The sequence below is a fragment of the Caballeronia sp. LZ029 genome (assembly GCF_031451275.1).
Classification (GTDB): domain Bacteria; phylum Pseudomonadota; class Gammaproteobacteria; order Burkholderiales; family Burkholderiaceae; genus Caballeronia; species Caballeronia jiangsuensis.
In genome coordinates, this window is sequence record NZ_JARUXO010000003.1 from 833,889 (window position 1) to 856,840 (window position 22,952).

A 22,952-nucleotide genomic window follows, 5' to 3' on the forward strand; every position below is an offset into this window, starting at 1 on the left:
ACTCGCCGCGCGCTTCGATGTCCGTTTACTTCGCGGGCGCTTGGATGTCATAAGCGATCCGCCCCGCAGGCAGAAAGAACAGCGCGATCACCGCGCCGCCCTTCGCTTCCGGATAGTGATGGCTGCCCGGCGCGGGCGCTGTCCATCCGCCATGACACCATCCGTTGGGACCGGCGAGCGCCGCGCCTTCGTCGAGCGGCACGACCATGTTGAACTCGCCATACGGGTGCGCGTGATAATCGCCGCGGAAGCTGTCTTCCGGATTGTTCTGCTCGTTGCCCGTGCTGTCCATCAATACAGCCGTGATGCTGAAAAAGAATGTCTCCGGACACGGCGCGACAAGACGTGCGCGTCGATATCGCGGTCCGGAGATTTCGACATCCGCCGCCCATCCTTCCTCGACGCCTAGCGTGATCAATCGCGCCAGATCCTTGTAGAGCGCGCTATCCACGCCGTATTTCGTATTGAGCCATTGCTCGACGTTCGGGTCCGTCGTCATGTTTCTGACCTCTTCGAGAAAGGGCAGGCATCGCGCGACGAGTTCTTCCTTGCTGGTTTGCTTCGGTGACATGGGTTCGTTTCCTTCGCTTGATTGAAGATCGACAGGTGAAGCCAAAGATGCCATATCGACTTGCGCGCCAGAAGCGAAGTCGTTGCAAGTGAAACATGAATGCCGTGCAACTCGCGCGACGTTCAAGAAAGGCTTGAACATATTTCATCTCCATGAACGCAGCGACATTCCTGCAATTTTTCTTGCGATTCGACTCACAGAAGAAACGAGAATGCGTGCGGTCGAGCGCTTCATGGAAACAAAACACTTCGCTTCACTTTTCGACGCCGACGCTTCCGTCGTCCGCCCCGTTGCCGATATCAGTCTCAATCCCTAAGCTCGCCGCGATGATTTCATTCATCGGCATAAGATTCGTCATCCGAACGAATATATGGAGACACGGGAGAGTTCATGAGATTTGGCCGAATCGCGGTATCGATCGCAATGTCGTTCAGTGTGTCTGCGTTCGCGCAAAGCAGCGTCACGTTGTATGGCGTGATGGACACGGGCGTCGAGTACGTGTCGCACGCAAACGCCGCGGGCGATCATGTCGTGCGCATGCCGGGCATCACCGGCGAAGTGCCATCGCGCTGGGGGATGCGCGGCGTGGAAGACCTCGGCGCGGAGCTCAAGGCCGTATTCGTGCTCGAAAGCGGTTTCAACGTGCGCGCGGGCGATTCAGGGCAGGGCGGGCGGCTTTTCGGCAGGCAGGCGTTCGTCGGGCTGGAAGGTCCATGGGGCGCGCTGTCGTTCGGGCGGCAATACACGATGACCTACTGGGCCATGCTCGACGCCGATATCCTCGGGCCGGACATCTACGGCATCGGCGCGCTGGATGCGTTCATCCCGAATGGACGTAGCGACAACACCGTCGCCTATAAGGGCAAGTTCCACGGCGTGACGGTGGGCGCGTCGTATTCGTTCGGTCGCGACAGCGCGGGCACGGGCAACTCGCCGGGGCAGGGCACATGCTTCGGACCCGTGCCGGGCGATGCGAGCCAATGCCGCGAATGGAGCGCGATGTTGAAGTACGACAGCACGTACTTCGGCGTTGCCACCGCTTACGACGAGCAGCATGGCGGCACGAACGCCGCAGCGAATTTCTTCGATGGCGTGGCGCCCTTTCCGATCGCATCGAGCGGCGACAAGGACGCGCGCCTTCAGGCGAACGGCTATGTGAACGTGATGGGCGTGAAGCTCGGCGGCGGCTGGGTCGGACGTCGCGTGGAATCAGACGGGCCCGGTGGCAGCGTGCGTTCCAATCTCTTCTATCTCGGCGCGCAATACTACGTGACGCCGGCGCTCGCGCTCGATGGCGAAGGCTATCGCGTGATCGTCCAGCAACACGATACGCGCGCGACGATGGCAAGCCTGCGCGCCACCTATTTCCTGTCGAAACGAACGGCGGTCTACGGCAACGTCGCTTACTTGTGGAACAGCGCGAAGGCGCGCTATTCGGTGAGCGCGGGCGGCGGCGGCACGACACCCGGCGCGGGCATGGGGCAACTGGGCGCGATCGTCGGCGTGAGGCACTCGTTCTGACTGGCGCATGTCAGGCAACGGCGGTGCGCCTTCGGTGCCTATCGAATGGATGAAAAAAAAGCGCGATGCCGATGCGGCATCGCGCTTTCATCGAACGAGCCTTCGATCAGAACTTGTGACGCAGACCGACGCGCGTCACGAGCTGCGTGTTCGCGCCCGCATTGCCGATGAACGACGACGACGAGCCGATCTCCGCCTGCACCGGCACGCCGCGGTTGCTGCCCGACGCCTTCTGATACGCGCCGATCACATAGACATCGGTGCGCTTCGACAGCGCGTAATCCACCACGCCGTTGATCTGATGCCACTTGCCGTCGAAGTTGCCGCTCAGGTCCGAGAACGTATAGCCGACGCCCGCGCTCAATGCCGGCGTGAACGTGTACTTGCCGCCGATTTCATAGTTGTTCAGCGTCGACGATCCGGTCGTGATCTGATGGAACATCGTGTGCGTCCAGTTCGCCCAGATCACGGCGGCGGCGATCGAGTAACGCGCGCCCACGCCATAGGTTTCGAGGTCGTGCAGGCCGAGCGTGTTCACGTTGGCGATGCTCACGCTGAACGCCGGCGTCGCGGCGTTCGGATAGCGCAGCTTGGTGTACGCCGCGCCGATGCCGAGCGGCCCTTGCGCGTAGTTCAAACCGAAGCTATACGCGCTCGACGAGCCTTGCACCGCGTTCGCGCCGGTGCCGATCGTGGGCGAGCCCGCGAAGTTCGTCGAGTTCGAGAAGCCGTACATCGCGCCGAACGTCAGGCCGTAGAAATTGGCGCTGCTGAACTTGACCGCATTGTTGATGCGGCTCGACGTCAGCTGGTCCAGATCGTTGATGTGATACGCGTAGTTGCCGGCGGGCGTCTGGCTGCCCATCGTGTAGCTGCCGCCGAGATAATCGGTGGAGAACGAGTATTGACGACCGAACGTGAGCGAGCCGTATTCGTTCTTCGCGAGGCCGACATACGCCTGACGGCCGAACAGCGCGCCGCCCTGGCCGAGCGTGCCGTCGCCGCTGTTGAAGCCGCTTTCGAGCACGAAGATCGCCTTGAGACCGCCGCCCAGGTCTTCCGTGCCGCGCAGGCCCCAGCGGCTGCCTTGCGCGACGCCGTCGCCGTATTTCACGACGCTGTCGTGGCCGCCGGGCACCGCGACCTTGTTCGCATACGTGATACCGGCGTCGATGATCCCGTATAGCGTGACGCTGCTTTGCGCGTGCGCCGCGATGCCGAACATGCCGAGTGCCGCGGCCGCTACGATGTGCTTCTTCATTTTTCTTTTCCCAGGTGTTGTCCGCGTGACGCGGATGCCGCTCGACGCGGCCCGATCGAGGGACGGCGCAGCGCTTTTGAAAGCGCGAACGCGGCCATCCCGGCTTCGCGAGTAATCGCGCGAAGGTCGAGTCGTGCGTGATGTCATTGAAGCCACTTCTTGCGAGAGAAGTGGCAAGAGGTCCCACCGCGATGAAGCCGCAGAACGCCGCTTCACGTTATAGCGATGGGAATATAGCGCGTCGTCAGGGATTGGTAAATTTGCGTTACGTTATTTGTAGCATTTCTCCCACATTACGGTTACACGTCGCGCAACTAACTGTCAATCGTCGCCGCGCACTTTGATCGGGCGCAGTCCTTGCCTATAAAGAAAAAACGCAAAGGAGATGCCATGCCGGAGAACCGCCATCCAGACGCTTGCAGAATCGGCGTCGCTTTCATCGAAGGGCAACTGACGACGCTCCATGCCTATGCGAGCCTGCTGTCCGACTGGATCGAGCGTGGCGCGGCGCCGCCCGACTTCGCGAAAGCGCAGCCGTTACTCGCGCGCAAGCATTCGCATCCTGAAGCGCATACGCATAGCGAAGACGGCACGCCGATGAAAAGCTCGCCGCCGGAAAACGCGCCGTCTTGGCCGTCGTTCGACACGGCCGAGAAGCGCATCGCTTTCGCGCTGACCGTGCCGTGCACGAATGCGATTCTCGCGGTCGCCGAATACTTCGATATTCACCGGCTTTCCGCATCGCGCGCGCCCGAAGTGCAATTTCTCATGCGTCTGCGCGATGCCGTCGTGAACGGCAACACGTTCAGCCTCGCCGCCGACGAATACAGGCCGCACGCCGCGTATGCCGGGCTGATCGTCGATCACGCGCTGGACGGCACGTTGCTCTTCAGCGATGGCGTCGAGCCCGGTTTTATCGAATTCGGCGATACGGTCGGCTTGCTTCGCTATCTCGAGAAGCTATTGAAGAGCATGCAATCGGCGATCAGCGCGGGCGATGCCGGATAACCGCGCGATAACTTTCATCGCGTCTAGCTCGCGGCGCGCTCCTGTCCAGGCGTCTTTGCAAAGCATTGCTTGTAGCAGCGCCCGAGATGCGACGCGCTCGCGAAGCCGCACTGCATCGCGACATCGAGTAAAGAAAGCGACGATTCGCGAATCAGCTTTTGCGCGGCCTTGAGCCGAAGCTCCAGATAAAACTGCGACGGCCGCACGTTGAAGTGCTTGATCCACATGCGCTCGAACGTGCGCGGCGAGATGCCGGCGAGCGATGCGATCGTCTTCATCGGAATGGGACGCTCGATGTTCTGCTCCATCAGCGTGACCGCATGCACGATGCGGCGGTCTTCCACGCCGTAGCGCCATTGAATTGCCATCTTCTGGCTTTCCTGCGCGGTGCGCATACGCGTGTGGATGAACTGATCGGCGACTTCCGCCGCGAGCTGATGCCCATGCTGACGCGCGATCAGATCGAGCATCATGTCGATGGCGGCGGTCCCGCCGCTGCATGTCATGCGATCGCCTTCGATGCAATAGAGATCGCGGCTCACGTCGAGCGTCGGAAATTCGTCGGCGAGTTCCTTCAGTGCTTCCCAGTGAATCGTGCAACGGCGCTTGTCGAGCAATCCCGCGCGCGCGAGGATCATCGTGCCGAGACTGATGCCGCCGAGCGTCGATCCCTTCGCCGCATAGCGCCGCAAAAAATCGAAGACTTGTGCATTGCGATAGTTCGACACGCCGATACTCGCGACGACGAACACATGACTCAATTCCGGCGACGACGTGATCGCGAAGTCGGGCAACAGCGCGAAGCCCGAGCTCGAAGAGACCGGCTCGCCGTCCGCGCTGATCAGGTGCCAGCTATAGAGCGCCTTGCCGCTCACGCGATTGGCTGCGCGCAATGGCTCGGTGACGGAGCTGAGCGCCATCATCGAGAAGTGCGGAACGAGAAAGAAGCCCATGCGCTGGGTTTTCGTCTCTCCATCGACGATGGACGCAGGCGCGCGCACGGCCCTGATCGAGCGTGTGGTCGGCGGGATGTCGTTCGCGTTCATGCGCTAGACGCGAATCGATCCGAGCACGAGATCGAGCAGGGGCGTCACGTCGTGCGAGTCGAGCGCATCGACGGTGCGTTCCAGTTCGCGCGCCATGTTCGCGCCGCATGCGGGCTCGGCGAACGCGCGGAACTTGGCGCGGATCGCGTGCGCGTCAAGCGGCAAGTCGGGATCGCCCAGCGCTTGCGTCGCACCGGAATCGAAACGCCTGCCATCGAACAATTCGATGCTCACTTCGGCGAAGCGCTCGCCCGGAAAACGCGACGTGTACTCCGCGCCTTCCTCGACGCGAATGAGATGGCTCAGACGAAGGACTTGCCGATCGCGAAGGGCATCGCCGTGAAGCGCGTCGAAGCGCACTGCACCATGTTTCAACGCGACCGCGACGGGAAAGAGCAGACTGTACTGCGCCTCTTCAGTCGATGCCGGCGCGGCGTGCGCGAGGCGCGTCGCATGATGGAACGTGCGCACGTTCACCGCGCGAATCTGCTCGCTCGTGAAGCCGTGCGCCGACTTGAGCGCGAGCGCCGCATCGATAGCGGGATGCGCCCATCGGCAGACGGGTTGCGGTTTGAAATATTGCTCCATGATGCGCCAGCGTTCGCCCAGATCGCTCCAGATACCTCGGGTTTCGTCCTGCTCGATGGTGATCGCCGGCGCGCCGGTGAAGCCGCGCTGCGCGAGAAACGCGGCGGAAAGACCCGCCATGCAGCCCCAGCCGGAACCGTCCTTCACCATCGTCGGGTAATCGATGCAGCGCATCATCTGACTGCGCGGCCCGTGATACTCCGCGATGCCGAGCGCCTCGCGCGTTTGCCGCATGTCGAGCGGCAGCACGCGCGCGGCGAGCGCCGCCGCAGCCAGGGCATTCCAAGCACCCGACGTATGATAATCGCAGGCGCTCGCGTGCAGCGCAATGCCCGCGCGTGTGCCGAGCTCATAGCCGAGCACGATGCATGCGAGAAACTCCCGGCCGGTCATGCCGGGCCGCATGTCGGCGAGCGCGAGCAGCGCGGGCAGCACCGTCACGCCGACATGGCCCTTCGTCTGCGCGTGGCCGTCGTGGCCGTCGCAGCTATCGATGGTCATCGCGCCCGCAAGACCCGCGCCGATCGGGCTGGCGGCGCGGCCATCGAACAGCATGCGCGAGCGCAGCGCGCCGGGCGCGAAGAACTCGAAGGCGTGATCGCTCGCGATGCGCGACAACTCGGTCTTTCGTCCGGCAAGCGCGACGCCGAGCAAATCGAGCACGCAAAGTTTTGCCTGTTCGATGACGCGCTCAGGCAAGACATCGAACGTCAGTTCATGAATGAACGCGATGGCGGATGTGCCCATCCATCAGTCTCCGGTATAGGAGGGCGCGCGGCGCTCGAACGTGGCGGCGATCGCCTCGCGATGATCCGCCGTGCGATGCGCGATGCCCTGAAACGCCGCCGACATTTCCAGCAGGCTCGGCAGGTCCATGCGTTGACCTTCGCGCACGAGGCGCTTCGACATGCGCAGGATATCGGGCGCATTGCTCGCGATCTCGCGTGCGAGCGTGAGCGCCGTTTCCATCAATTCCGCATCGGGCACGACGCGCGACACGAGTCCCCATGCCTCGGCGCATTTCGCGTCGATCGCCTTGCCGGTGAAGATCATTTCGTTGGCGCGCGACAGTCCGACTGCACGCGGCAGCAGCCACGTGCCGCCATCGCCGGGAATGATGCCGACCTTCGCGAAGCTCTCGGCGAACAACGCGCTTTCGCCCGCGATGCGGATATCGCACATCAGCGCGAGATCGCAGCCGGCGCCGTGCGCGGGACCGTTGACGGCGGCGATGCACGGCACGTCGAGTTCATGAAAGGCGCGCGGAATGCGCTGAATGCCGCGCCGATAGTTCTCGCGAATATGCGCCGACGTACCCGAAAACGTGCCGACTTCATCGCGCATATGCTTGATGTTGCCGCCCGACGAGAATGCCGGACCCGAACCCGTCAGCACGATAACGCGCACGGACATGTCGCCTTGTGCGCGCTCCAGACACGCGATGATCGCATCGACGACTTCTTGTTCGGTAATGGCGTTGCGCGTGTCTGGGCGGTTCAGCGTCATCGTGACGACGTGGCCGTCCTGTTCGTACAGTACGGGTTCGCTCATTGCGAGGCTCCTGAAAGCATGCTTTGATAAACGGGTCCGGCGAGTTCGTGACGCAGCACCTTCCCGCTCGGATTCAGCGGCAGCTTATCGACGAAGAAGACCTTCTTCGGACGCTTGTAGGGCGCGAGATCGTCGCCGGTTTTGCAGAACGCGACGACATCGTCTTCGGTCAGCGTCGATACGCTGCGCACGATAAAGGCGGTCACCGCTTGCCCCCATTTTTCGTCGGGCACGCCGATCACCGCGGCTTCCTGCACGCCGGGACAGTGATACAGCACTTCCTCGATCTCGCGCGGATAAATGTTCTCGCCACCCGACACGATCATGTCGTCGGCGCGGCCCTGAAAGTGAAAGTAACCGGCTTCGTCGATGCTGAAGAGATCGCCCGTATAGAGCCAGCCCGACTTGAACTTCTTGTCGGTTTCGACCGGGTTGTTCCAGTAGCCCGACGCGAGCTGCGGTCCCTTGACGATCAACTGGCCGACTTCGCCCGCCGCGACGGTTTCGCTCGGCGTCACGACGCGCTCCGGATCATTGCGGATCACGCGACAGGTGCTGATGAGCGTGGGCTTGCCGCACGAGCCGAGGTAAGTGAGCGCATCGCGCGGATGCAGCAGCAGCGTGAGGCTTGCTTCGGTCATGCCATAGCCGTTGAAAATGCTCGGGCAGAACTCGTCGATCACGCGCCGCATCGTTTTCGCGGGTATCGCCGCGCCGCCGGTCGTGATCATGCGCAGGCTGTGCGTATCGATCGATGCGAAGTCCGGATGGAACAGCATGTCCTGTATCTGCGTCGGCACGGCGAATAGCGTCGTGATGCCGTAGTGCGCGATGGCTTGCAGCGTCGCGAGCGGCTCGTAGCGCGGCAGGATCACGTTATGCGCGCCAACCATCAGATGCGGCACGAAATACGCCTGCATGCCGCCGACGTGATAGAGCGGTGCGATATGCAAGGCCGCATCCGTGCTCGTGAGGCTGTACTCCATCACGCAGTTCGTCGCGATGGACACGTCGTTGCCGTGCGTGTGGATCGCGCCCTTCGGACGCCCCGTGGTGCCGGACGTGTAGACGAGCGCGGAGATATCGTTGGGCTCGAGGCGCGGCAGCGGCGCATCGAATTGCTCCACGCGCGCGATCAACGCTTCGAACGCGTGATGATGCGCGGGCATGTCGGTGCCGTTGTTCACGCACACATAGGTGCGCAGATCCGGCAGCGACTGCTCGATCTTCGCGACGACCGGCAACATCGAGTCGTCATAGATCAAAGCCCGCGCGCCCGCGTCGCGCAGAATGAACGCGGCTTCGTTGGCGGAGAGACGGAAGTTCATCGGCACCGCGATGGCGCCGAGCAACTGACACGCCATGTACGCGGTCGGCGTCGCGTCGGAAGTCTTTTGCAGAATCGCGACGCGGTCCATCTGGCGCACGCCCAGATCGAAGAGCGCCTGCGCGAGACGGCGCACGCGCGCGTTCCATTGCGCATACGTGAGTGAAACGGCGCCGCAGGTCAGCGCGGGACGGTCCGGATATTTGGCGACCGTGTTTTCGAAAAGCGACGTGATCGTGAGCATGATGCGTGTTGCTCTCTAGAGAGTGATCCGGATGTCGGGAAGATCGCGACCCGCGATCAGATACTTGGCGACTTCTGACGTGCCGCCGACGATGGTGAGCGCCCGCGCATCGCGATAGAGCTGCTCGGCGCGGCCGTATTCCTTCGTGAGGCCGTCGCCGCCGAGAATCTGCACGGTTTCGTCGGCGCAATAGTTCGCGGTTTCGGTCGCGACGAGCTTGGCCATCGCGGCTTCCTTCATCAGCGCCTTGCCGTCGGCGCCCGTGTCGTACATCTTGGTCGCGCGATAGGTGATGAGTTCCGATGCGTCGATGCGCCAGCTCATCTGCGCGATCTTGTCCCAGATGAGTTGCTTGCAGCCGAGCGCCTGACCGAAGGATTTGCGCGTCTGCGCGTGCGCCGTCGCGATATCGAATGCGCTGCGTGCGACGCCGAGACCCGAGCCGCCGAGAATCGCGCGCTCGAAGTTGAACATGCCGCGCATGATGCGAAAGCCGCCGCCTTTTTCGCCGAGCAGATGATCGGCAGGCACACGGCAATTCTCGAACTTCACCTCGCCGACGATGCAGCCGCGCCGCCCCATGAACGTATAGTTGCGAGGGAAGCTGATGCCCTTCGCGTTCTTCGGCACCGCGACCGCGGTCATGCCATCGCCGGTCAGTCCATAGACGATATAGACGTCCGCGACGGATGCATTCGAGATATACCGCTTGAAGCCATTGATGACCCACTCGTCGCGCGCTTCATCGAACTCGATGCGCGTCTCCATGCCCGCCGAATCGCTGCCGACATTCGGTTCGGTCACACAGATTGCGCCGATGGCCGTGCCTTCGAGTATTGGCGTGAGATAGGTATCGCGCAGACGCTCGCTCGCATGACGATGCAGCGGATACGCGCATGACAACGCAGTCGCGATGGTCGTCTCGAACGCGTAGTTGATGTACGACGCTTCTTCGGAAAGGATCGTCGCGTGCGTGAGGCCGGGGTGTTCGAGCTTGCCTTTGTACAGGTCGGGGAACATCAGCTTCAGATAGCCCGCCGCGCCGAGTGCGCGTACTACGTGTCTGACCGCATCCCAGCTCTGACGGTCTTCGATATCTGCTGCGCGCGGCGCAAGCTCGCGTTGCAGGAAGTCGCGGACTTCGGCGCGAAAGGCCCGGTCCGCATCGTCTAAAAGAAAATCGCGCATGATCGTGGTGTAGGTTCGTTCAGATTCGCTGCGCATAGACGCGTGCGTCGCGCACGGTCGGCAGAAGAAAGCGGGCGCGGCGGATCGCTTCGTAATCGATCTCGCCGACGACGAGGCATTCCGCTTCGCCTTCTGCCTGCGCGATGGTTTTGCCGAAAGGATCGAGGATGCGCGAGCCGCCCCAGAAGGTCATCATGCCCTCCGTGCCGACGCGATTCGCCATGACGATCGGCACGCCGTACGTGAGTGCGTAGAAGCGCAGATTGAGGTCCCATCCCGATGGATTGTCGAAGCCTTCGCCCACGGCCTCGCGCGCGGAACTGATCGGTGCCGCGAGCAGCGTGACGCCGTCGCACATGAGTCCGTGCACCACCGCCGGATTCCACAGATCGTTGCAGATGGGCGTCGCGACGCGCCAGGTGTCATCGATCGAATAGCTCTCCGGCTTCGGGCCGGCGGCGAAGTAAAGGCCGTCGCGCAGCTTGCCGTAGGTCGCCAGCATCGTCTTGCGATGCACGTGAATCAGTTTGCCGTTCGCGACCGTCGCCTGGCTGTTGTAGAACTGCCCGCCCGGCGCCTCCTCGATGAAGCCGAAGACCACATGCATGCCCGCGCTCGCTTCGGCGAGTTGGCGGATCGCGGGATCGTCGCGCGTCATCGCGAGACGCAGCGCATCCTTGCCGCCGCTATGGCCGTGCAGCGAAAGCTCGGGGAAGACGAGCAGACGCACGCCGCGCTTCTTCGCATCGCCGATATGATCGAGATGACGGACGAGGTTCGCGTGCACGTCGCCGTATGCCGTATCGGTTTGCGCAGCGGCCACTTTGATCGTGGTCATGAGGTCGATCCTTTGCATTTGCGCGGCTGGCGTTCAGATCAGCCCGGACTCTTTGAGGAACTGATTCGCGACATCGGAGAAGGACTTCTTCTGCACGTCGACGCTCGCGTTGAGGCGGGCCATCGTGGGCGCATCCAGTTTCGCCGACAGCGCGTTGAGCAGCGGCCCGAGCGTGGGGTTCGCATCGAGCGTCGCCTTGCGGACTACGGGCGTCAGCGCATACGACGGGAAGTAGCCCTTGTCGTCCTTCAGCAAGACAAAGTTGAAGGCGGGAACGCGGCCATCGGTGGCGAAGACGAGCGCGACATCCACTTGATGATCCTTGAGCGCCTGATACGTGAGGCCCGTATCCATGCGCTTGACATCGCCCTGGCTGAACTCGAAACCGTATTGCTTCTGCAACGGACGCAGACCGTCAGGGCGCGCGTAGAACTCCGAGTTGCACGCGAACGTGAGTTCCTTGCCGCCCTTGATCGCCTTCGCGAGATCGCTCATCGTGACGATGCCGAGCTTCTTCGCTTCGTCCTGGTTCATCGCGAATGCGTACGTGTTGTTCGCTTTCGACGGGTTCAGCCACACGAGGCCCTTCGCCGCATCGAGTTCCTTGACCTTCTTGTAGGTATCGTCGGGCGAGAGGCGGTCATTGACCTTGTTGTAGGTGATGAGCGACGTGCCCGTGTATTCCCAGTACACATCGACCTGACCGTTTTCCTGCGCCTGACGCAGCACGGCGCTGCCCATGCCGTCCTTCTTCGTCACGGTGAAGCCCTTCGCTTCGAGATAGCGTGAGGTCATCTCGGCCATCAACTGCTGCTCGGTGAAGTTCTTGCCGCCGACCACCACCGATGCGGCGCTCGCGGTGAAGCTTGCAAACATCGAAATAAGGATGCCGAACGATACGGAGAATAACTTTTTCATGGTCTCTCTCACTGTTGCGAATGCGGGTTGATGAGTCAGGTTTGGGGATTCACGCCGCGCGATACCAGCATGCGCTGCATCTGGCCGATGAACGCGTCGGTGAAAATCGCGAGCAGCGCGGTCGGGACGGCGCCCGCGAGCAGCATGCCGAAGTCGTTCAGATCGATGCCGGTGAAGATCAGTTCGCCGAGCCCGCCGCCGCCGATCAGAAACGCGAGCGGCGCCGTGCCGACCGTGATCGCCAATGCCGTGCGAATGCCCGCGAAGATCACATAGAGCGCGTTGGGAAGCTCGACGCGCCAGAGAATCTGCCAGGGCGTCATGCCCATGCCGGTCGCGGCTTCGATCAGCGCGGGCGGCACCGCGCGCAGGCCTTCGTATGTGTTCAGCGCAATGGGCAGCAGCGTAGCGACCCACAGGCCGAAGATCGCGGGCACCGCGCCGATGCCCATCACGCTCATTGCGAGGGCGAGCAGGGCGAGCTTCGGCACGGCCTGTCCCGCGTTGAGCGACTGCATCACGATGGCCGCGCCGCGTTTCTGCGACGGACGGCTCAGATAGACGCCGGCCGGAATCGCGACGATGATCGCGAGCACGCCCGCCACGGCGACCATCATCATCATGTGCAGCCCCTGATACACGATGTCGCTGCGATACTGATCGATGCTCGCCCACCAGCTATCGGCGTGCGCCTGCGTGCTCAGCGCAGCAAGGAGCGCGGCTGACAATACGCGTTTCATGCGTGTTCTCCGGCGGGCAGCTTCAACATGTCGACGATGCGCTGCTGGCTCACATAACCGACGAAGCGGCCGTCGTCATCCACGGTGGGCAGCCACGAAGCGCCGTTCGCGAACATCGTCGATACGACGGTGCGCAGATCGTCCTTCTGGCTCGCGGTGGCCTGAACGGGAAGCGCGTGCGCCGCGGTGACCGGCCCTTCGACATTCAGCAAGCGGTCGATGGTGAGACAGCCGTGCGGCTTGTCGGCGGCATCGACGAGCACGATGCGGTCGATGCCGTGCTTCTCCATCATCGCCCTGGCGCGCGCACTGTCTTCGCCGACGCGCACGATGCAATCGCATGCGGAAAGCGCATCGCGGGCGCGCAACAGACGCAGACGCTTCAACGCGCGATCCGTGCCGACGAAACCCGCGATGAACGGCGTGGCGGGCCGCGCGAGAATGTTGTCCGGCGAATCGAACTGTTCGAGATGACCGTTGCGGAAGATCGCGATCTTGTCGGCCATCTTCACGGCTTCATCGATGTCGTGGCTCACGAACATGATCGTCTTCTTCACCTGCTTCTGAATGCGCAGGAATTCGTCCTGAATCAGCTCGCGATTGATCGGGTCGATGGCGCCGAACGGCTCGTCCATCAGCATGACGGGCGGATCGGTGGCGAGCGCGCGCGCCACGCCGACACGTTGCGCCTGGCCGCCGGACAGATCCTTCGGATAGCGCGTGAGATAGGTTGCGGGATCGAGCGCGACGATCTCGAGCAGTTCCGCCGCGCGGCGGCGCGTCTTCGCCTTGTCCCAGCCGAGCAGCGTCGGCACGACGCTGATGTTTTCCTCGACCGTCATGTTCGGAAAGAGGCCGATCTGCTGAATCACATAACCGATGCGGCGGCGCAATTCGACGACTTCGAACTCGTCGGTATCGCGCCCTTCGAGATAGATCTTGCCCGACGTGGGACGCACGAGACGGTTGATCATCTTGAGCGTCGTGGTCTTGCCGCATCCCGACGGCCCGAGCAGCACGCAGATTTCGCCCGCGCCCACTTCCATGTTGATGCCGTCGACGACCGGGCTCGCCGCGCCGTCATATCGCTTGGTAAGGTTGGAGAGCTTGATCATGATTTATTGCGCGTGTCCGGTTTGTTTGCGAAAGCCCGTCATGGCGGTGAGGCGCAGCGCGAGGCTGGCTGCGCGCGAAGGAGCGCGAAGTCCCTTCGGCGTGAGCCAGCGCTGCACCCACGAGAGACCGATATCGGCGGCGATGGCGAGCACGCTCACGAGGATCGCGCCTGCGATCAACTGGCGCGGGTCCGACTGCGAAATGCCGCGACTGATGAGCTTGCCGAGACCGCCCGCGCCGATATACGCCGCGATCGCCGCGATGCCCACGTTGATCACGACCGCCATGCGCACGCCGGCCATGATGATCGGCAGCGCGATGGGAATCTCGACCTTGCGCAGACGCTCGCCGGTGGTCATGCCCATGCCGCATGCTGCTTCGCGCAAGGCCGGATCGATGTTGGTGATCGCGGTATAGGTGTTGCGCACGATCGGCAACTGCGAATAGAGGAAGAGCGCGATGACCGTCGGCAGAAAGCCGATGCCCTGGCCGATCACGGAGAGGACGGGAATCATCAGGCCGAACAGCGCGACCGAGGGAATCGTCATGATGATCGCCGCGACATACAGCACGATCTTCGCGAGGCGTTCGTTGATCGTGATCGCGATGCCGAGCGGCACGCCGGTCAGGATCGCGAGCCCGACGCCGACGCCGACGATCTCGATGTGCTCGCCGGTCATCCTGGCGATGCTCGCCAGGTTGTCCCAGATGAAGGCAAGGGTTTCCACTATGTCTCCTGAGCTCCTTCGTTGAAGAGCCGTGTCTATGTTTGGGTCCTGCTATGGCCTAAACGATAGAGCGGAGTGGGGACATAGGGCTACCATCGACCCGACATTGTTTGTCACGAAAACGCCATGGCGTACGCGTGACCTAATTTTATCGTTTTAAATCAATTGCATACGAAACTACGTCGGCTGTACGGTCTGGTCATTGCGATGCTGCGTTGCGGCGAACGCCGATACCGCGCCATGCGAGCGCTGCAAGCGAAGCGGTGACGAACAATGCAAACAGATAGATGCCCGCGGGGCCGGCGCGACTCATCACGAACGAAGCCGCAATCGGGCCGATGCTTCCGCCCAGCGCGAAGGTCAACAGCAGTCCGGCGCTGACGGCCACGCGCTGACGCGGCGCGATCCAGTCGTTCGCATGGGCGACCGACACGCCATAGATCGTGAAGATGAGACTCACGTAGAGATACGCAACGGGCTGAACGAACGCTGCGCCATGAAACACGAAAAGCGTCGCGCTCGCGAACGTCAGCGCCGAAGCGATCGCGCAGATCACGCGCTTGCGGTCGAACCTGTCCGACAGATACGCAAGCGGCCACTGCGGCAGCAGCGCCGCAATCAGCGCGACGCCCATGAAGCTCGATATTTCTTCGACGGCATATCCGGCGCCCCGCATATAGACCGGATAGAGCGCATAGAACGTGCTGTTGAGCAGGCCCGATGCGAAGCATCCCCATAACGCGAGAGGGGCATCGCGCCAGAGCGTCGGCAGTGCCTTGAGCTTGGTTTTCGGCGGCGCTTCGAGCGGACCGGCCGGCTCGGGACGTTCATCGATATCGGCGACGGACACGCGCGCGAGACTCGCCGGCACGAGCGACAACGCGAACAGCGCGGCCACGAGACTGAACAGCTCGAAGCCGTTCGAATTCGCCACGCCGATGAGAAACTGCCCCGCGCCGACGCACAGATAGGTGGTGATGGAATAGACGGAGAACACGCGTCCGCGAAAGGCATTGGGCGCGACGCCGTTGAGCCAGCTTTCCATCACGGCGAAGATGCCGACAAGCGAGAAGCCCGTCATGAAACGCAGCGCCATCCAGACGGGCGGCTGGGACGTGACCGCATAGCCGAGCGCGCTCGCCGCAGCGAGCGCCGCGAAAACCGCGAACGCGCGATGATGCCCGACGCGCGCGATGATCGCCGAGCCGCGCCACGCGCCGAGCATGAAGCCGGTGTAATAGGCGGCCTGCACGAAGCCGATCGTCGCCGAGGGGAAATTCGCGTGCACCATGCGCAACGCGACGAGCGTGCCCAGCAGTCCGTTGCCCATGACGAGCAGCGCAAAGCCGAGCAATAGGCTGGCGATGGACGAAACGATGCGGCCAAAAGGAAGCCCGGCGTCGATGCGCTTATCGCATTCACCCGCCGGACTCATGCTGCCCAGTTCTTCAGTGCTCACGCTTTCGCCTCGAATGAATGCGCGCCGGATCGACGGCTCACTATAAGGACGGAGCGGCGCAGGCGTGTAGCACGGCAGCGACATCGGCTTGCACGCACGCGGCATTGTGCGGCGCTCGCGGTCAGGCGCGCGGTTTGCTCAACGATCGGTGACATCATCCTGTCATACGGAAATGGACCAATCACTGAAATGCCTGAGGGACAGAATCGCGAAGCAGATCGCGGAGCGTGAGGCAGCGCTCGTGCCCTTGCGCGAGGGCGCGCAAGAGGCCCGCACGAAACACGATCGCGAACGCATTCTTCTGACGCTCGCGGTGCTCGAAGACGAGCTTGCGGGCTGGAAGAAGATCGCGGCGCGCATCGAGCAGTCGGTTATGTTCGAGCCGCGGAATCATCGCGCGATCCGTATGCCCGCGTTACGATAACTCCACGTATCCGCCTTTCGAACCCTCCGACACACGCGTGCGCATTCCGGTCAAAATGATCGGATGCGCGCGTTTTCCATGGAGAACCACATGTCCGCATCCAACGGCCACAACGGCACGCCCGTCTGGTTCATCACCGGCTGCTCGACCGGCTTCGGCCGCGAGCTCGCCTGCGCCGTGATCGACAAGGGCTGGCGCGCTGTCGTCGCCGCACGCGATCCCGCGAGCGTCACCGATATCGTCGAACGTGCCGAAGGCCGCGCAATCGCGGTGCGTCTGGACGTCACGCACGCCGACGAGATCCGGTCCGCCATCGACGATGCCCACGCCGCGTTCGGTCATATCGACGTGCTCGTGAACAACGCGGGGTTCGGCTATCTCTCGGCCGTCGAAGAGGGCGAAGACGACGAAGTGCGCGCGATGTTCGAAGCGAACTTCTTCGGCGCAGCCGCGATGATCCGGACCGTGCTGCCGCGTATGCGCGAACGCCGCTCGGGACATATCGTCAACATCACGTCGGTGGGCGGTCTCGTCGGCAATCCTGGCAGCGGCTATTACGCGGCGACGAAGTTCGCGCTGGAGGGCCTCGGCGAAGCGCTCGCGCGCGAAACCGAAGGACTCGGCATCAAGGTCACGGCGGTCGAGCCGGGCCCGTTCCGCACGGACTGGGCGGGCCGGTCGCTCAGGCAGACGCGCAAGCCGATCGACGATTACGCGCAGACCTCGGGCACCCGGCGCGCGGCCATCGCGGAGCGCAGCGGCAGGCAGCCGGGCGATCCGGCGCGCGCCGCGCAGGTCATCATCGAAGCGGTCACGTCGCCCGAGCCGCCGGGGCATCTCGTGCTCGGCGGTCCCGGGCTGGAACTCGTGCGCGCCAAACTGGCGAAGCTGACCGCCGAGATCGACGCGTGGCAGGCGCGCAGCGAGTGGACCGATCATCCGGGACAATGATCATGAAGCGGCTTCGCGTGGAAGAACAACATATCCTTTCGCTCGTCGCCGCCGATGCCGCCGCGCTTCACGTCACGCCGCCGCACGTGCGTTTCGTGACGGGCTGCGCCGGGCCTTGCTACGAGGCCTTGTTCAATCGCATCGAAGTCGATCGCGCCACGCTGGCGCTGCCGGAACCGTTGCTTCGAATCGTCGTCGCGCATGAAGTCGGGCACGCGACGCAACGCAGAACGATGCTGCTCGATTTCGCATGGACGGTGCTGTCGGTGATGGCGCTGCTGGCGATACCCTGCATCGTTTTCGCGACTTCATCGGATGAAGACTTCTGGCGCGTGAGCGTCCCCGGATTCGGATTCGTGGTGGCGTTTTTCGCGTGCGGGAAAATCTGGCGAATGCGTAGCGCCAAACGCTCGGCCGCGTTCGAACTCGATGCGGACGCGAAAGCCGCGGCGCTTTGTGGCGCGGCATCCGCGCTGGCGGCGCTCGAAGTCATGGCGACGCGCGGCCATATCGACGCCGCGCGCCTCGACGCCATGCGGGCGCGTCTCGAAGCGGCCTGATCTCGCGCCGGGCGGCGCCAAAAGAAATGCACGGGCGTCCGTAACCGGATGCCCGTGCATTTTTATGATCAGTGCCGCGTTATTGCCGCGTTATTGCCGCGTTATTGCGTTTGCGATGCGGGCGGCGTGGTCGACTTCTTGTGATGCTTCTGGCCTTTCTTGTGATACGCGGGGCGCGGCTTGTTGTTCGGGTAGTCCGCCGCCGCGAACGACAGCGTCGGAGCCGCGAAAGCCGCCAGCACCAGAAGCACGAGGGATTTCTTCAAAGACTTTTTCATCGGAGACTCGCTTGGAGGAGATGGCCTTAAAAAGGGCAAAGCAACGCGTGGGCCGCCGCTTCGCACCGTAAGAAATATAAGACTCGATATTCCGGTGCAACTAGGGGAAAACCGGCTCGATCATGCTCATGCGTTTGTGATTCAGGCCGCGGCGGCGCGGTTCCTCCGCGTCGGGCGCTGCTGAGGCAACAGTATATTGCACAAAAAAGTGCAATTCATCGATGCGGGCGCATAAGACGTTGACGCAACGGCATTTTTGTCGATTTGCACTGCTTCGACAGATGTGCATCTGCTGCCTGTGGTCCGCGACAAATGTCATCGACTGCATCTACTATCGTGCCTGCTCTCAACTCAGGGACGATCCAGTGAAAGAAGACGACATCCGCAGGAATGCCTTCGCCATGCCTGTGCACAATCCCGCTTACCCGCGTCCGCCGTTCCGCTTTCTCAATCGCGAGTACTTCATCATCTCTTACGAGACCGATCTCGACGCGTTGCGCGCCGTGGTCCCCGAGCCGCTCGAAGTCGACAACGGCCTCGTGCATTACGAATTCATTCGCATGCCGGATTCGTCCGGCTTCGGTGACTACACCGAAAGCGGCCAGGTGATCTCGGTCATCGATCCGGATGGCAGGAAGGGCAGCTATACGCACGCGATGTATCTCGACGACGAAGGCCCGATCGCGGGCGGCCGCGAGATCTGGGGCTTTCCGAAGAAGCTGGCGTCGCCGCGCCTTTCCGTCGATGGCAAGGACACGCTGCTCGGCACGCTCGACTACGGCTCGCAGCGTATCGCGACGGGCACAATGGGCTACAAGTATCGTCCGCTCGATCTCGAAGCGGAGCGCAAGAAGCTCGCCGATACGCCGAACTATCTTTTGAAGGTGCTGCCGCATGTCGATGGCACCGCGCGCGTGTGCGAACTCGTGCGTTTCTTTCTGCGCGACGTGAGCGTGCTCGGCGCGTGGGAAGGCCCCGCCGCGCTGGAACTGCATGCGCATGCGCTTGCGCCCGTCGCGGATCTGCCGGTGCGCAAGGTGGTCGGCGCGCGGCACGTCATCGCGAATCTCACGCTCGATATCGGCGAAGTCGCGTACGACTATCTCGCGCCGCCGGACGAACTCAGGCTCGCCGTCAATCAATAACTTCGCATCACTTCGACAAGGGAAAGACACATGGCACTGCAAGGAAAAGTCGCGCTCGTCACGGGCGCAGCGAGCGGCATCGGCGAAGAGACGGCGCGCAAGCTCGCGGCCGATGGCGCGGCGGTCGTGATCGCCGATTTGAATCTCGCGAATGCGCAGAAGGTCGCGGACAGCATCGTCGCGGCGGGCGGCAAGGCGATCGCCGTATCGATGGACGTGACGAGCGAAGACGCGGTGAACGCCGGCATCGAAGAGACGGTGGCGAAGCTCGGCGGCATCGACGTGCTGGTGTCGAACGCGGGCATTCAGATCGTCGCGCCGATCGAAGAGTATGCGTACGCCGACTGGAAGAAGATGCTCGCGATCCATCTCGACGGCGCGTTCCTCACGACGAAGGCCGCGATCAAGCACATGTACGCGTCGGGCAAGGGCGGCTCGATCATCTATATGGGATCGGTGCACTCGCATGAGGCATCGAAACTGAAGTCGGCGTATGTCACGGCGAAGCACGGCTTGCTGGGACTCGCGCGCGTGGTCGCGAAGGAAGGCGGACCGCGCGGCGTGCGCGCCAATGTGGTGTGCCCGGGTTTCGTGCGCACGCCGCTCGTCGAGAAGCAGATTCCCGAGCAGGCGAAGGCGCTCGGCATTTCGGAAGAAGAAGTCGTGAAGAACGTGATGCTGAAGGAAACGGTCGATGGCGAATTCACGACTGTCGCCGATGTCGCGAACACGGTCGCATTCCTCGCGGGATTCGAATCGAATGCGCTGACGGGGCAGTCGGTCGTCGTGAGCCACGGCTGGTTCATGCAATAAGGAGAATCCATGCGCCGCAGTCAACGCAACACACTCATGCAGGCGAACCACGTCGCGCTGCCGGACTACGATGACGTTTGCCTCGTGCTGCAAGGCGGCGGCGCGCTGGGCTCCTATCAGGCCGGCGTGTTCGAAGGGCTCGCGGAAGTCGGCGTCGATCCGACATGGACGTCGGGCATTTCCATTGGCGCGCTGAATACCGCGATCATCGCGGGCAATGCGCCCGAGCACCGCGTGGCCGCACTGCGCGGATTCTGGAACACGATCTGCCAGCCCGCCGATCTGATCGGGCATGTCGGCGCGTTCGTGCCCGCGGCGTTCGGCTTCGCCAACATCGGCCGCAAGTTTTCGAGCATGTGGGCGGCGGCGCGCGCGCTGACCGAAGGGCAGAGGGGCTTCTTTTCGCCGCGCGTGCATGTGCCTGAACTCGGTCCGGGCACGAAGAGCAAGCGCCCGAACGAGGTGAGCTACTACGACACGTCCGCGTTACGCGCGACGCTGCTGCAATTCGCCGATTTCGACCGTATCAACGATGGCGCCATGCGTGTGTCGGTCGGAGCGGTCAATGTGCGCACGGGCAACCTCGTCTACTTCGACAATACGAAGATGCGTCTCGCGCCCGAGCATTTCATGGCGTCGGGCGCGCTGCCGCCGGGATTTCCCGCTGTCGAGATCGACGGCGAGTTCTACTGGGACGGCGGTCTCGTATCGAATACGCCGCTGACGGAGATCATCCGCGAAAGTCAGCACAAGGACACGCTCGTATTTCAGGTGGATTTGTGGAGCGCGCGCGGCACGTTGCCGGGCGATTTTCTCGACGTGAGCGAACGCACGAAGGACATTCAGTATTCGAGCCGGACGCGCGCCATCACCGATTTCGTTTCGCATAACCAGAAGCATGCGCGGCTCATCAAGGAACTGCTGGAGCATATTCCCGAAAAGACGCGGCGCTCGCATCCGCTGTTGCGCGAGGCGCAGAAAGTCGCGGATGGCGGCGCGGTGAACGTCGTGCATCTGATCTACAAGAACAAGTTCTTCGAAGGGCATTACAAGGACTACGAGTTCAGCAACGACACGATGGACGAGCACTGGGCGAGCGGGCTGGAAGATATTCGCCGCTCGTTCGCGCATCCTGAGTGGTTCGAGGTGCCGAGTCATGATCTGGGCTTCGTCACGCATGACGTGCATCGGTATGAGCCCGCGCCGCAGGCGACGGCGGAGATGCCGAAGGCGGTGGCGAAGAAGCTGGTCGATGTGGATGAGGTGGAAGGCGTTTGAAGCCGGCGCGGGTTTCCATTAACCTGATCAGCCTCGTTACGATGAATCGAGGCATCCCATGACCAACTGGAAACCCGCAACCTACCCCTCCATCAGCCCGTACCTCATCTGCGAAAATGCGGACGCGATCATCACCTTCCTGCAAAGCGTCTTCGAAGCCGAACTGGTCCGCCGCTTCGACCGTCCCGATGGCTCGCTGATGCACGCCGAAGTGCGCATCGACGACAGCATCGTGATGATCGGCGGCGGCGCGACGGATCAGCAAGCGCCGGGGCCGCATATCCACGTCTATGTGCGTGACGCTCAGGCCGTCTACGATCGCGCGATGCAGAACGGCGCGCAAAGCGTGCAGACGCCCACGCGCAAACGCGCCGACGACGACTTCAGAGGCGGCTTCCGCGACGCCGCCGGCACGACGTGGTGGGTCGCCACGCAATGACCGCTCAACGCTTTTTCCTCTTCGCGCGCGCCGCGGATGCGCCCAGACTGTCGCGCAACGCGTTCGTCAGCGTTTTCAGGAACTGATCGACCGCGGGCGGCAGACGGCGCTCGCGCATCACCGTGACCTGCAACAGGCGCTCGTTGAGCAAGGGCTCGTCGATGGGCGTGGCGACGAGCGTCGGCGGGCCGGGATCGCCTTCGAGCGCGACTGCGCTGCCGAGCGTGATCGCGCCCGTGAGCGCGGCGAAATGATGCATCGCGCTCGAATTGTTGCTCGTCAGGACCGGCTCCAGATGCACGCCGCGCGCCGAGCAGCACCAGTCGATCAACTGGCGCACGGTGGTGCCGCGGTCGAGCACCGCAGTGGGGTACTGAAGGACGTCGTCGAGCGTGATGCTCGCTTTGCCCGCCAATGGATGCGTCGGCGGCAGCAGCGCGCAGACCGGCGCCTTCACGCTGTATTCGATGCTCAACGCCGTCGATGTCGATGTCGAGAACGCGAGCCCCACATCGACTTCGCCGCTCGTCACCCAATGCTCGACCTGCCCGGGCGTACCTGAACGCATCACGAAGCGCGTGCGCGGATGCTCGCGATAATGCGTCGCCATCACGCTCGGCAAAAAGCAGCGCGTGAAACCCTCCGTGCAGCCGATGCGCACGATCCCGAGCCCGAGCGCATGCATCTCCGATATCTCGGCGAGCACCGCGTCGCCATCCATCAACGCGCGGCGCGCGTGCTGCACGAGCAATTCGCCCGCTTCGGTCAGGATCATGCCGCGCGCCATGCGCTCGAATAGCGGCGTGCCCGCCTGTTCCTCCAGCTTCGCGATCTGCCGGCTGATCGCCGACACCGCGACGTGAAGCTGTTCCGACGCCGCCGCGAGCGAGCCCGCGCGCGCGACTTCCACGAAGTATTTGAGTGCGATGCCATGCAGCACGGCGTGTCCCCGAGCGTTGC

25 protein-coding genes are annotated in these 22,952 nt (G+C 62.9%); 10 read left to right on the forward strand and 15 right to left on the reverse strand.

What is annotated here, in order from left to right:
- Window positions 1-25: 25 nt before the first annotated feature.
- Window positions 26-571, reverse strand: a complete 546-nt coding sequence (locus tag QCE73_RS23175) for a DUF4863 family protein (RefSeq protein ID WP_309883745.1) — start codon at window positions 569-571, stop codon at window positions 26-28.
- An 82-nt stretch (window positions 572-653) separates the two neighbouring features.
- Here QCE73_RS23175 and QCE73_RS23180 point away from each other — a divergent pair, with 82 nt between their 5' ends.
- Window positions 654-887 (forward strand): hypothetical protein, encoded by a 234-nt coding sequence (locus tag QCE73_RS23180; RefSeq protein WP_309883746.1) that lies wholly within the window; start codon window positions 654-656, stop codon window positions 885-887.
- A gap of 74 nt (window positions 888-961) precedes the next feature.
- Complete coding sequence (locus tag QCE73_RS23185; RefSeq protein WP_309883747.1) at window positions 962-2,092, forward strand: porin; 1,131 nt, start codon at window positions 962-964, stop codon at window positions 2,090-2,092.
- Window positions 2,093-2,198: 106 nt separating this feature from the next.
- Here the strand turns inward: QCE73_RS23185 and QCE73_RS23190 are convergent, their stop codons facing one another.
- A complete protein-coding gene (locus QCE73_RS23190) occupies window positions 2,199-3,353 on the reverse strand; it encodes a porin (protein ID WP_035505800.1) in 1,155 nt (384 codons plus the stop codon).
- Between the two features lie 390 nt (window positions 3,354-3,743).
- On the opposite strand from QCE73_RS23190, the gene QCE73_RS23195 reads away from it, so the two are divergent.
- Window positions 3,744-4,361: a hypothetical protein gene (locus QCE73_RS23195; protein WP_309883748.1), complete on the forward strand. Its 618-nt coding sequence runs from the start codon at window positions 3,744-3,746 to the stop codon at window positions 4,359-4,361.
- A gap of 23 nt (window positions 4,362-4,384) precedes the next feature.
- Here QCE73_RS23195 and QCE73_RS23200 read toward each other — a convergent pair whose 3' ends face one another.
- The 11 genes from QCE73_RS23200 to QCE73_RS23250 form a co-directional block, all read right to left on the reverse strand.
- A complete protein-coding gene (locus QCE73_RS23200) occupies window positions 4,385-5,407 on the reverse strand; it encodes a GlxA family transcriptional regulator (protein ID WP_187604055.1) in 1,023 nt (340 codons plus the stop codon).
- 3 nt (window positions 5,408-5,410) lie between these two features.
- Window positions 5,411-6,742: an MmgE/PrpD family protein gene (locus tag QCE73_RS23205; protein WP_309883749.1), complete on the reverse strand. Its 1,332-nt coding sequence runs from the start codon at window positions 6,740-6,742 to the stop codon at window positions 5,411-5,413.
- A gap of 3 nt (window positions 6,743-6,745) precedes the next feature.
- Window positions 6,746-7,546: a crotonase/enoyl-CoA hydratase family protein gene (locus tag QCE73_RS23210; RefSeq protein ID WP_309883750.1), complete on the reverse strand. Its 801-nt coding sequence runs from the start codon at window positions 7,544-7,546 to the stop codon at window positions 6,746-6,748.
- Window positions 7,543-9,117 (reverse strand): long-chain-fatty-acid--CoA ligase, encoded by a 1,575-nt coding sequence (locus QCE73_RS23215; RefSeq protein WP_309883751.1) that lies wholly within the window; start codon window positions 9,115-9,117, stop codon window positions 7,543-7,545. Before QCE73_RS23215 ends, QCE73_RS23210 begins: the two co-directional genes overlap by 4 nt.
- Window positions 9,118-9,132: 15 nt before the next feature.
- Window positions 9,133-10,341 (reverse strand): acyl-CoA dehydrogenase family protein, encoded by a 1,209-nt coding sequence (locus QCE73_RS23220; protein ID WP_309883753.1) that lies wholly within the window; start codon window positions 10,339-10,341, stop codon window positions 9,133-9,135.
- Complete coding sequence (locus QCE73_RS23225; protein WP_309883754.1) at window positions 10,325-11,143, reverse strand: nitrilase-related carbon-nitrogen hydrolase; 819 nt, start codon at window positions 11,141-11,143, stop codon at window positions 10,325-10,327. The genes QCE73_RS23220 and QCE73_RS23225 overlap by 17 nt, the downstream gene beginning before the upstream one ends.
- Window positions 11,144-11,176: 33 nt before the next feature.
- The gene (locus QCE73_RS23230) at window positions 11,177-12,061 is read right to left on the reverse strand and encodes a glycine betaine ABC transporter substrate-binding protein (RefSeq protein WP_035505815.1); all 885 of its coding nucleotides are present in this window, start codon (window positions 12,059-12,061) and stop codon (window positions 11,177-11,179) included.
- Between the two features lie 35 nt (window positions 12,062-12,096).
- Window positions 12,097-12,801, reverse strand: coding sequence for an ABC transporter permease (locus tag QCE73_RS23235; protein WP_035505818.1), 705 nt, complete (start codon window positions 12,799-12,801; stop codon window positions 12,097-12,099).
- Window positions 12,798-13,916 carry an ABC transporter ATP-binding protein gene (locus QCE73_RS23240; protein ID WP_309883755.1) on the reverse strand — a complete coding sequence of 373 codons (1,119 nt, stop codon included), beginning with the start codon at window positions 13,914-13,916 and terminating at the stop codon, window positions 12,798-12,800. The genes QCE73_RS23235 and QCE73_RS23240 overlap by 4 nt, the downstream gene beginning before the upstream one ends.
- Window positions 13,917-13,919: 3 nt before the next feature.
- Complete coding sequence (locus tag QCE73_RS23245; RefSeq protein WP_309883756.1) at window positions 13,920-14,645, reverse strand: ABC transporter permease; 726 nt, start codon at window positions 14,643-14,645, stop codon at window positions 13,920-13,922.
- A gap of 199 nt (window positions 14,646-14,844) precedes the next feature.
- On the reverse strand, window positions 14,845-16,104 hold the full coding sequence (locus QCE73_RS23250; protein ID WP_309883757.1) for an MFS transporter: 1,260 nt from the start codon (window positions 16,102-16,104) through the stop codon (window positions 14,845-14,847).
- A 172-nt stretch (window positions 16,105-16,276) separates the two neighbouring features.
- Here QCE73_RS23250 and QCE73_RS23255 point away from each other — a divergent pair, with 172 nt between their 5' ends.
- The 3 genes from QCE73_RS23255 to QCE73_RS23265 all read left to right on the forward strand — a co-directional run bounded on the left by QCE73_RS23255 (window position 16,277) and on the right by QCE73_RS23265 (window position 18,039).
- Window positions 16,277-16,528, forward strand: a complete 252-nt coding sequence (locus QCE73_RS23255) for a hypothetical protein (protein ID WP_309883758.1) — start codon at window positions 16,277-16,279, stop codon at window positions 16,526-16,528.
- Between the two features lie 90 nt (window positions 16,529-16,618).
- Window positions 16,619-17,479: an oxidoreductase gene (locus QCE73_RS23260; RefSeq protein ID WP_309883759.1), complete on the forward strand. Its 861-nt coding sequence runs from the start codon at window positions 16,619-16,621 to the stop codon at window positions 17,477-17,479.
- A gap of 2 nt (window positions 17,480-17,481) precedes the next feature.
- Complete coding sequence (locus QCE73_RS23265) at window positions 17,482-18,039, forward strand: M48 family metalloprotease (protein ID WP_309883760.1); 558 nt, start codon at window positions 17,482-17,484, stop codon at window positions 18,037-18,039.
- Window positions 18,040-18,140: 101 nt separating this feature from the next.
- Here the strand turns inward: QCE73_RS23265 and QCE73_RS23270 are convergent, their stop codons facing one another.
- A complete protein-coding gene (locus QCE73_RS23270; protein ID WP_238211193.1) occupies window positions 18,141-18,317 on the reverse strand; it encodes a hypothetical protein in 177 nt (58 codons plus the stop codon).
- A 365-nt stretch (window positions 18,318-18,682) separates the two neighbouring features.
- On the opposite strand from QCE73_RS23270, the gene QCE73_RS23275 reads away from it, so the two are divergent.
- The 4 genes from QCE73_RS23275 to QCE73_RS23290 are packed head-to-tail and all read left to right on the forward strand — an operon-like array spanning window position 18,683 to window position 21,992.
- Entirely contained in the window at window positions 18,683-19,462 is a 780-nt protein-coding gene (locus tag QCE73_RS23275) for an acetoacetate decarboxylase (protein ID WP_309883761.1), read from the forward strand.
- 30 nt (window positions 19,463-19,492) lie between these two features.
- Window positions 19,493-20,275, forward strand: coding sequence for a 3-hydroxybutyrate dehydrogenase (locus QCE73_RS23280; RefSeq protein WP_035505830.1), 783 nt, complete (start codon window positions 19,493-19,495; stop codon window positions 20,273-20,275).
- 9 nt (window positions 20,276-20,284) lie between these two features.
- Window positions 20,285-21,553, forward strand: a complete 1,269-nt coding sequence (locus tag QCE73_RS23285) for a patatin-like phospholipase family protein (RefSeq protein ID WP_238211195.1) — start codon at window positions 20,285-20,287, stop codon at window positions 21,551-21,553.
- A 58-nt stretch (window positions 21,554-21,611) separates the two neighbouring features.
- Window positions 21,612-21,992, forward strand: coding sequence for a VOC family protein (locus QCE73_RS23290; RefSeq protein WP_309883762.1), 381 nt, complete (start codon window positions 21,612-21,614; stop codon window positions 21,990-21,992).
- Between the two features lie 4 nt (window positions 21,993-21,996).
- Here the strand turns inward: QCE73_RS23290 and QCE73_RS23295 are convergent, their stop codons facing one another.
- Window positions 21,997-22,932 carry a LysR family transcriptional regulator gene (locus QCE73_RS23295; protein ID WP_309883763.1) on the reverse strand — a complete coding sequence of 312 codons (936 nt, stop codon included), beginning with the start codon at window positions 22,930-22,932 and terminating at the stop codon, window positions 21,997-21,999.
- Window positions 22,933-22,952 lie beyond the last annotated feature (20 nt).

Bases quoted from the DNA above. Each gene is read 5' to 3' on its own strand.
- QCE73_RS23190 (WP_035505800.1), bottom strand. From the start codon at position 3,353: ATGAAGAAGCACATCGTAGCGGCCGCGGCACTCGGCATGTTCGGCATC.
- QCE73_RS23220 (WP_309883753.1), bottom strand. From the start codon at position 10,341: ATGCGCAGCGAATCTGAACGAACCTACACCACGATCATGCGCGATTTT.
- QCE73_RS23290 (WP_309883762.1), top strand. From the start codon at position 21,612: ATGACCAACTGGAAACCCGCAACCTACCCCTCCATCAGCCCGTACCTC.
- QCE73_RS23265 (WP_309883760.1), top strand. From the start codon at position 17,482: ATGAAGCGGCTTCGCGTGGAAGAACAACATATCCTTTCGCTCGTCGCC.
- QCE73_RS23200 (WP_187604055.1), bottom strand. From the start codon at position 5,407: ATGAACGCGAACGACATCCCGCCGACCACACGCTCGATCAGGGCCGTG.
- QCE73_RS23280 (WP_035505830.1), top strand. From the start codon at position 19,493: ATGGCACTGCAAGGAAAAGTCGCGCTCGTCACGGGCGCAGCGAGCGGC.
- QCE73_RS23210 (WP_309883750.1), bottom strand. From the start codon at position 7,546: ATGAGCGAACCCGTACTGTACGAACAGGACGGCCACGTCGTCACGATG.
- QCE73_RS23205 (WP_309883749.1), bottom strand. From the start codon at position 6,742: ATGGGCACATCCGCCATCGCGTTCATTCATGAACTGACGTTCGATGTC.
- QCE73_RS23285 (WP_238211195.1), top strand. From the start codon at position 20,285: ATGCGCCGCAGTCAACGCAACACACTCATGCAGGCGAACCACGTCGCG.
- QCE73_RS23260 (WP_309883759.1), top strand. From the start codon at position 16,619: ATGTCCGCATCCAACGGCCACAACGGCACGCCCGTCTGGTTCATCACC.
- QCE73_RS23175 (WP_309883745.1), bottom strand. From the start codon at position 571: ATGTCACCGAAGCAAACCAGCAAGGAAGAACTCGTCGCGCGATGCCTG.
- QCE73_RS23270 (WP_238211193.1), bottom strand. From the start codon at position 18,317: ATGAAAAAGTCTTTGAAGAAATCCCTCGTGCTTCTGGTGCTGGCGGCT.
- QCE73_RS23240 (WP_309883755.1), bottom strand. From the start codon at position 13,916: ATGATCAAGCTCTCCAACCTTACCAAGCGATATGACGGCGCGGCGAGC.
- QCE73_RS23235 (WP_035505818.1), bottom strand. From the start codon at position 12,801: ATGAAACGCGTATTGTCAGCCGCGCTCCTTGCTGCGCTGAGCACGCAG.
- QCE73_RS23215 (WP_309883751.1), bottom strand. From the start codon at position 9,117: ATGCTCACGATCACGTCGCTTTTCGAAAACACGGTCGCCAAATATCCG.
- QCE73_RS23195 (WP_309883748.1), top strand. From the start codon at position 3,744: ATGCCGGAGAACCGCCATCCAGACGCTTGCAGAATCGGCGTCGCTTTC.
- QCE73_RS23255 (WP_309883758.1), top strand. From the start codon at position 16,277: ATGGACCAATCACTGAAATGCCTGAGGGACAGAATCGCGAAGCAGATC.
- QCE73_RS23185 (WP_309883747.1), top strand. From the start codon at position 962: ATGAGATTTGGCCGAATCGCGGTATCGATCGCAATGTCGTTCAGTGTG.
- QCE73_RS23230 (WP_035505815.1), bottom strand. From the start codon at position 12,061: ATGAAAAAGTTATTCTCCGTATCGTTCGGCATCCTTATTTCGATGTTT.
- QCE73_RS23225 (WP_309883754.1), bottom strand. From the start codon at position 11,143: ATGACCACGATCAAAGTGGCCGCTGCGCAAACCGATACGGCATACGGC.